Origin of the sequence: Pseudoalteromonas sp. SG43-4 (genome assembly GCF_014164325.1) — a bacterium.
GTDB classification, from domain to species: Bacteria; Pseudomonadota; Gammaproteobacteria; order Enterobacterales; family Alteromonadaceae; genus Pseudoalteromonas; species Pseudoalteromonas distincta.
Map to the genome: position 1 here is coordinate 48,819 of NZ_JACJFB010000025.1, position 8,471 is coordinate 57,289.

Genomic DNA, 8,471 nt, shown 5'->3' on the forward strand with positions numbered 1-8,471 from the left:
AAATTGGAGCAATACATAATTGGTTATTTTTGTTTTTATAGTCATGAAAATCCATTTAAGCTAAAAATAAATTACTGGTACGTTATTGTTCATTAACAATACTAATAAAGCAATTTAAGGTACATAAGTAAATACATACCTAGCACCTAAGTTAAAAACTTAAGAATCGTCCAACCTTATTTAGTAGGTGAGCAATGTGTCTGATACAGTAAAAAAGCCATGCCAATTAAGTTACGCGATTTATGGTAATCATCGGCCGCTAAAAATTGTCCAATTAATCCTGGGGATTTCGTAACTTCATAATCAGTTGATCATAGTTTTCACTTTTCGGCACAATACTTAACTCACCGTCGGCCTCGAAAACCACCGCCATGACTGTGCTTAAATCACCAAAACCGGCTTTTCGAACACTCCCTTCCACTTCGGTGCTGGTGAGTCGAGTGTCTTTCATAGCAGCCTCTATATATTCACCGTCGAAAAAAACTAATTGCGGAGAGGTTTTAACTACTTTGTCGAACGTCGAAAAATGGGCGCTGATCCAAGTGAGTAGATATTGTAAAAAGAGGAGCAGGCTTACCGCGACTAAAACCTCAACTATAACTACGTCTTTCAATAAGATAGCAGAACCTAAGATGGAGCCTACCGCTACAGTGATTATCCAGTCAAAGTTGTTCATTTTAGCAAATGAGCGTTTACCCAATAAATGCGTCGCTAGGATTAAAAAGGGATAAATAATCAAGGTTGTGGTGACAATGCGTGTTATTTCACTCCACGATTCAAAAAACATATTTCCCTCTACTTAAGGCGCTGAATAAACTAAGAATCATAAAAACTAAACAGCCACCTGAATCACACAAACTAGACAGCCACCTTAATAAAACAAACAATACTGTGCAACTAAATCTGCCATACAGATTCAGGATTTATCTTTTATTAATGGGTCTCTTTACGAATAATTTTTAATTTATGCCAGGACACCAAATTATGATGACACCCACTTTATTTAACCTATTGAATCTAGGCATCAAAAAGTGCAAAGTTTAAGATGGGTGTCTGGTTAATTCTTCTTCTGACCATGCAAAAACGCGTTACTATCCCGTGATAGTTAATTGAGATCCCATTAATCGGATTTAAGCCGCAAAAATTTTAACCTCATCGAATAGAACGAATTTATTTAAAAAAACAAAATAATTTTTCACAAAGAAAAGTAAATATAATGTTTACAAAATGCACACAGCTCGATAACATAAAAAGTACCCAATTCGGGGTTTACATTTTAAATGGAGATTAAAATGATAAAACACCTTCTAAAACTTGCCTTTACTGCACTGTTTTTTTCCCATACAACCAGTGTTGCCGAAGTTAACGACGCTGAAGAAATGATCCGCTTTACAGATAAAGCCAATAAAATAGAGCAGTGGCGACGTGGTACAACTAAGCGCTTTGACACCTTTGAGCAGTTTTTTTTAAATGCCGGAGGCCGTGCTTACACAGGAGCTGGATACTTATTTGATATCAAAAACAACCACTGGCTCAGCTATGAAGAAGCCATTAAAGTTGCCCCTGATTTAAAAGACCTAATAGTTAACCAAGAGTATACTATTAATATCACCACCGAAGAATTACTCGCTTTTACAAATATACAAGTACCTACAAATACTCTCTATGTATATTTATATTTTGATAGACCTGTTGACGCAAAAAAAAAGACGTATATGTTTGCTGAACAATATTCTGTCGACCCTGCAGTTGAAAAACTATTAATAAAAAACTATGAGCGACGTAAACGCTTTGCACTGACCATGCAAAAACACGCAACAATACCGTGGTATTTAATTGAGATCCCATTAATCGGGTTTAAGCCGCAATAGAGTTTTGATATTTTAAGTGGAGGCTAAAATGATAAAACACCTTCTAAAACTTGCCTTTGCTGGGTTACTTTTTGCCCATACAAGCAGCTTTGCAGAAATACAGATCACTGAAGAAATGAAAAGCTTTACAGATAAAGCCAATAAAGTAGAACAGTGGCAACTCGGCACGACCAAGCGCTTTGATACCTTTGAGCAGTTTTTTTTAAATGCAGGCGGCGATGCATACTACCAAACAGGCTACATTTTTGATATCGAGAGTGAGCATTGGCTCAGCTATGAAGAGGCAATTAAAGTCGCCCCTGATTTAAATGGTGTACTCAGCCAACAACAACTCAATATAAATATAACCACTGAAGAATTACTTGCTTATACAAATATACAAGTACCTGCAAACGCCCACTATGTGTATTTATACTTTGATACACCAACTGACCCAAAAGACGGCACTTATCTGTATTCAGAAGGTGGAGCTTTTACCAAATTATTAATCGAAGCCAATAAAAGACGAAAAAGTGCTGCACTTACTCTGCAAAAGCATGCAACTATCCCGTGGTATTTAATTGAGATCCCATTAATAGGATTCAACCCACAATAGTGTGTAATTCGTAGCGCCATGCGTGCTTAGTAGCTAAAAGGACAATAAATGTTAACCATTCCAAAGCAAGATTCCAACTTAATAAAATCGCGAACTGTTTTGCTGCTTGCCTTGGGTGTATTGGTATTAGTGGCAATAGTTTGGCTTGTGCTAACGGTATTATTTAGTAATAAAGCGTACGACATCAAATATTCAGCGGTAGAAAAGGGTGCGGTACAACAACAAGTTGCCGTGTTTGGCCGGTTAAAACCCCGCGTTTCAAGTAGTTTAGTGGCGCAAATAGATGGCCATATAAGCCAATTAAATGTACTTCCGGGTAGCCACCTAGACAGCAATACCGTTGTACTTACGTTATCTAACCCGCAGTTATTACGCCAATACGATATAGCAAAATTAAACTGGCAAAAAGCACAAGCAATGCATGTATCAGCACTAGCTAAATTACAGCGCGAAGCAACACAACTGGCTAACGACGTTGCTATGGCGCAAAGCGAACTAAAATTTGCAGAGCAAGAAATTGCCACTTTAGATGTATTACATAAACAGCAGCTACTAAGTGAGCTTGATTTTTTAAAAGCTAAAACGCGGCTTGAACAAATTCGCTTAAAATTAGATTTAACAAAACGCAGTGAAAAAGCTTTTTTAACGGCGCGTGAGTATGAGGAAAAAGCATTAGACCTAACCCTTGAATCTGAAAAACAACAGCTCGCCCTCACATACAGTGATGTACAAAATCTTGAAATAAAAACCTCACAAGGTGGTATTTTAACAGAGTTGCTTGATGAAATTGATGTTGGGCAAGCCGTGAGTAAAGGAACGGTACTGGCTAAACTATCAGATAAAAATAGCCTTTATGCCGAATTACTCGCCCCCGCAAGCGCAGCTGATACTATAAAAATAGGCATGCCTGTGAAGGTTGAAATTAAAGGTACTTTATATAACGCAAAAGTTGTGCGGGTGTTTCCAAGTATTGAGGCGAATCAAATAAAACTAGAAGCTGCATTTATACAGCAAGTACCTACATCTGCAATCAGTAACTTATCTATTGCTGCCAACGTATTAGTAGCAGACAAAGAAAACGCATTACGTATCGCCAAACCCATTTATTTAAATCCTCGTCAACTAACACAAAATGTATATATATACGAAGAGGGAGAAATTTTTGCTAAAGAAGTAACAATAGGCTTACAGGGTGAGCAATATATTGAAATTTTAGCTGGGTTAAATGAAGGGGATTTAGTATTAAGCACACTTCCAAATGATTTAACTGAATTATAAAAGCGATGTAAAAATAAAAATAGGTATAACAATAAAAACAACAACCCCAGCTAAGGAGCGCACAGTGGAGCAGTTAATTACGTTAGAGCAAGTATCAAAGTCATTTTCAGCCAATGCCAAGCCTGTATTGGAAGACATTAATTTAACAATCAATGATGGTGAATCAATCGCTATTTTGGGCCCTTCTGGTAGTGGTAAGTCAACTCTATTATCTATTATTGGTTTACTCGATGAACCGACGGCTGGTGACTATTTACTACGTAGTGAAAACATTACAGCGTTGACCCGTAAACAAAAGAGTTTGGTGCGCAATGCCCACATAGGCTGGATATTTCAAAACTTTAATTTAATAGCCAGTATGACAGTGCTGGAGAATGTAGTGCAGCCTATGCGCTTTAATAAAGCCATAAAATCTAGTGAGTACATTGACCGTGCAAAGCAGGCGCTTAATGATGTGGGGTTACTAGACAAGCACGCCACCACGCCAGATAAGCTTTCGGGTGGCCAACAGCAACGTGTTGCTATTGCAAGGGCTCTAGTAAATAAACCTGCGCTGATATTAGCGGATGAACCGACGGGAAATCTTGATCAAGCTACGGGTGATGAAGTAATTGCGTTATTACAGACGCTATGTGATAAAGGCAGCACACTCATAGTCGTTACACACGATGAAAGCGTTGCACAACGCTGCAAGCGCCGAATCAGAATTTTAGATGGACGGATAGATTATGATGGTAAGTAATCTAGGCTTTGAGCTGTTGACACAATGGCGACGTTGGCGTGGGCAATATTTAAAACTGGCTATATTATTACTTGGATTTGCTTTAACCGCCGCCCTCTTAAGTATCGCGTTGCGCTTAGGCAGCATGCTTTTTTATGAAAACCCAAGCTGGACCAATACAAATAAGCCTTTGTATACCCTAGGCAGGTTGAGCGAAGATAACCGTTTAAGTGCAGTTAGTAAACAAGCGCTTGATCAGCTAAAAACACTACCAATGGTTGAAGATGTATCATGGCTCGTGTTTAAAGAATTCAACTTTTCGATTGATAACGCAAAGTTAAGCAATGTCAGAAGTGCTATTTTTTCACCCAATATGGCCGACAATTTAGCGATTGACGTGCTAAAAAATAACAACGTGTCTGGTGCGTGGATCACTGAAAAGTTTTGGCGAGAAACACTCAAAAGTGATGCCAATATTAAAGGAAAAATACTTTCTTATAAACGCCTTGAGCGAGGTATACAAATTCTTGGTGTTTTAAATAAAAAATATAATCAAGTGGGAGTTAATCATGTCGATGTATGGCTACCAGAAGATATTTTGCGCTATTCCACTCCTTTTACCAATGACTCAATGGTAGACCGATTTTTACAAGCTGCACCTTTATATTATGGCGTGTTCTCTGCAAAAATGTCTTTTGATCCTGAACAAACAAAAAAACAATTGGAGAGTATAGATTTAAGTGTTAAAGGTATGTCTTTTGGTAAATCACCATTGCCGCTAGTTATTTTTTCGGGCATAAATTTTGACCCTAAGTCGTATCAGCATATGGTACTACTATGGCAATTATTATTAGGTTTAATTGTTACGCTATTTTTTATTTTAACATTTAGTTTATTTTCAATTTCCAGCAGTAAAGCAATTGTGTTTGCCGATGAGTATAAAACCTTACAGTTGTTAGGCGCACAATCGTACGACTTTATTCGACCTGCGCTCCTTTTTTCATGTCTGAAAATCGTGGTAATAAGTTTGCTTAGCGTACTAAGTCTATACTTGCTTAGTCAGTTAATAACTAGCAGTACCAGCTACCAATTATTATTTACTGATAAAGGCCTGTCTGTAGATAGTGTAAGTTTTATCAGTGCAATCGCAATGATAACTGTGAGCGTAATTTTATGTTCACTCATACCCCTTGTAAATTTGCTCAAAGGATCATTGTTTACTCGAATGGCAAATACGCGAGTGTCATTATTTCAAAAAGCTTTGGCTGGAGGAATTTTAGTCATTCAATTAAGCGTTGCACTAACAGCCACCTATGCGCTGAGTAATGTTGCTCTCTCTCAGTGGCAAAAATATAAACACAGTAATATTAACTTATCTGTTGCTCAGGTAAGTGTAGACTCTGGACACTTTGCGATTTCTTGGCGCCAAGCCTTAAATAAGATACAACAAGTAGACCCGCAAGCCGTCATTTTGTCGTCCCCTTTTGAAAAATTACAACAGTATACGCTTGCTGGGCAAGGTGCAAAGGAAGCTATGGATATCAAAACAAGCTATGTGAGTAGCCACTTTTTTGATTTACTTGATGTGGATGTTCAAGGAAAACAATTAGCTAATTGGCAAAATGGTGTGATCATCAACCACGCTCTTGCTAAGCATTTAAGTAGTACGCAAAAGCTGAGTTCACTCATTGGCACGACGATTAGTTACGGTTTAGAAAACCAGCAACTCACAATTATTGGGATCACTGAGAATATCCCTCATTGGGGGCGCAGGCAAAGCATTATGCCCACTTTATACTTACCCTTGAATACATATGATGAGGAAGTGTTAAAAAATTTTTCAATTCTATCAAACAACATTGACGCACTTAGTAACAACAGTGACTTTAATCGTTGGTTAAGCGAACAAGCCTCAAATATTAATATCCATAAAGCAGCGGCATTAGCAGATATTTTGGCAAAATTTGATCAACAATCAACTGATTTACTTTGGTTTGGATTTGTAATTACACTGATCATTCTTGCAGGGATCTTTAGTGGCTTATGGTATCAAGTACTTGCACAACTTAGGCTAGATAAACAGTCTATTTGCGTATTGTTGGCTATAGGGGCTACAGACGGTTTTATCGTTTTTAATCGCTGTAGACAAATACTCTTTGCTTTTATATTGGCGCTCATTGCGTGTTTTATTTTTTATAAATTGATTGGGTCGACTTTACTTGGCTTTGACTTACTTGCATTATTCATCGCACTTTTAACCACGCTAATATTGTGTGTAACTGCAACATTGTCGCCTTTAGTTAAATTACTTAAAACCCCTATTCAGCAAGCTTTAAGAGACTTGTAAGTGATATTAGGCTGTGTGTAGATATACATAGCCTAATTTAGCAATCACTTATTATTTAGTCCCTTTTGCTAATTGAGTTTTTCAAGTTAGTTGTCGCATCAATTCAAAGTGTTATTACAAGGTATTGAGCAGTAAGGTATTGCTGTAAAGTTGGCTTACAAAGCGCAACAGGATAAGAAGATATTTGATAGTTTACCAGGTGCAGGCCCACAATTAGCTCCACGTTTATTAGTTGCTTTTGGTAGTAATAGAGCTCGCTATAAGGATGCGTCAGAACTACAAAAATACGCTGGTATTGCGCCGGTCATTGAGCGCAGTGGTAAGAAGATGTGGACACATTGGCGATATAGTTGCCCGACTTTTTTAAGGCAAACATTTGTAGAATGGGCAGGCTTTTCTATTCGTTATTCATTTTGGGCAAAAGCGTATTACGAACAACAAAAAGCCAAAGGCAAGCCGCATAATAGCATTATTAGATCATTGGCATTCAAATGGATAAGGATTGTATTTAGGTGCTGGAAGACAAATACACCGTATGATGAATCGACATATTTAGCTGCATTAAAACGAAGAGATTCACCACTTTTAAAGTTTGCAATAAATTATTAATTTTACTAGCTGTCCACCTCAGGGCGTGTTGTTAGTTCAAGGCACTATTTAAATTCAAATGCGAGTCATTTTGGCATTGTTTGATGTGGCCAAGTTCCTATTTAGGTTCAATTGCTACTTTTGTTTTTTTAGTTTTGCGAGCTCTCTTGATTTAATTTTTAGCACTTTAATTTTAGCGCCATACCAATTAGCCATAGGTGCTGCTGCAATACCGTGTATTAACGTACTCATCCATACAGCGTTAATCGCAACAATTAAAATTGAGTGGCCGTATTCGCCTAAAATATCTTTAGAAATAATAAGTGCAAAAAGCGCTGTTGCAAGACCTCTAGGACCAAAGAAGCCCATAAACACTTTTGTTAATGTTTTTGCTTTTGTACCAATTAGCGATAGGTAAATAGCAAGAGGGCGTACAATAAATATACTCACTAAAATATAACCAACTATGGGGAAGGTTAAGTGCTCTATAGCTGAAGGCAGTAAACCAAGCCCAATAATAACAAACGAAGACCATATTAACATTTGCCCTTCGCTTTCAGTAAATTGGTATATAAAGCGGCAATGCCCTTTTACACTATTACCAAAAGCTAAACCTGCAACAAATGCTGATATAAATCCATTTCCGCCCATTAAAGTGGCCATTAAATATGATGTGCCGGTAAGTGCTAAAACGCCAATCCCTTCATATATAGTCGATGATATTTTTTTTGACTCCGTGTATAAAAATAAGCGTCCGCTCAAGTACCCCATTAATGCGCCAACCAAAATACCTATAAATATTTGGCTAAATCCAAACACTAACCATGACATTTCATTTTCTTGAGAACCGGTTTCCATAGCAACTATACTGGCAAAAAATAAAATAACAGGTAATGCTAGTCCATCATTTAAACCGCTCTCAACTGATAAACTTTGTCGCTCGTTTTGTAGTGGTCAATAAAATTTGGCCACAGTTTTAGAATCTTGATATCTAACCTCAGATTCATTTGGCGCTAAACCGGCATTATAATGATGCGGCCTAACGTTGTTGTAATATCCGTTGATATAATC

Annotated in this window: 7 protein-coding genes and 1 pseudogene; 6 read left to right on the forward strand and 2 right to left on the reverse strand. The window is 37.5% G+C overall.

Going from position 1 to position 8,471, the window contains the following annotated elements:
- Positions 1-274: 274 nt before the first annotated feature.
- Positions 275-787: a DUF421 domain-containing protein gene (locus tag H5160_RS18340; protein ID WP_182738283.1), complete on the reverse strand. Its 513-nt coding sequence runs from the start codon at positions 785-787 to the stop codon at positions 275-277.
- A gap of 505 nt (positions 788-1,292) precedes the next feature.
- On the opposite strand from H5160_RS18340, the gene H5160_RS18345 reads away from it, so the two are divergent.
- The 6 genes and pseudogenes from H5160_RS18345 to H5160_RS18370 all read left to right on the forward strand — a co-directional run.
- Positions 1,293-1,871, forward strand: coding sequence for a hypothetical protein (locus H5160_RS18345; protein WP_182738285.1), 579 nt, complete (start codon positions 1,293-1,295; stop codon positions 1,869-1,871).
- Between the two features lie 28 nt (positions 1,872-1,899).
- Positions 1,900-2,466 carry a hypothetical protein gene (locus H5160_RS18350; protein WP_104643937.1) on the forward strand — a complete coding sequence of 189 codons (567 nt, stop codon included), beginning with the start codon at positions 1,900-1,902 and terminating at the stop codon, positions 2,464-2,466.
- Positions 2,467-2,514: 48 nt separating this feature from the next.
- A complete protein-coding gene (locus tag H5160_RS18355; protein WP_182738287.1) occupies positions 2,515-3,744 on the forward strand; it encodes an efflux RND transporter periplasmic adaptor subunit in 1,230 nt (409 codons plus the stop codon).
- A gap of 64 nt (positions 3,745-3,808) precedes the next feature.
- The gene (locus H5160_RS18360; protein WP_182738289.1) at positions 3,809-4,486 is read left to right on the forward strand and encodes an ABC transporter ATP-binding protein; all 678 of its coding nucleotides are present in this window, start codon (positions 3,809-3,811) and stop codon (positions 4,484-4,486) included.
- Positions 4,473-6,812 (forward strand): ABC transporter permease, encoded by a 2,340-nt coding sequence (locus H5160_RS18365; RefSeq protein WP_182738291.1) that lies wholly within the window; start codon positions 4,473-4,475, stop codon positions 6,810-6,812. The genes H5160_RS18360 and H5160_RS18365 overlap by 14 nt, the downstream gene beginning before the upstream one ends.
- A gap of 186 nt (positions 6,813-6,998) precedes the next feature.
- Positions 6,999-7,421: pseudogene (locus H5160_RS18370) on the forward strand (transposase); the annotation flags it as partial.
- 114 nt (positions 7,422-7,535) lie between these two features.
- Here the strand turns inward: H5160_RS18370 and H5160_RS18375 are convergent.
- Positions 7,536-8,285 (reverse strand): cation:proton antiporter, encoded by a 750-nt coding sequence (locus H5160_RS18375; protein ID WP_404936239.1) that lies wholly within the window; start codon positions 8,283-8,285, stop codon positions 7,536-7,538.
- Positions 8,286-8,471 lie beyond the last annotated feature (186 nt).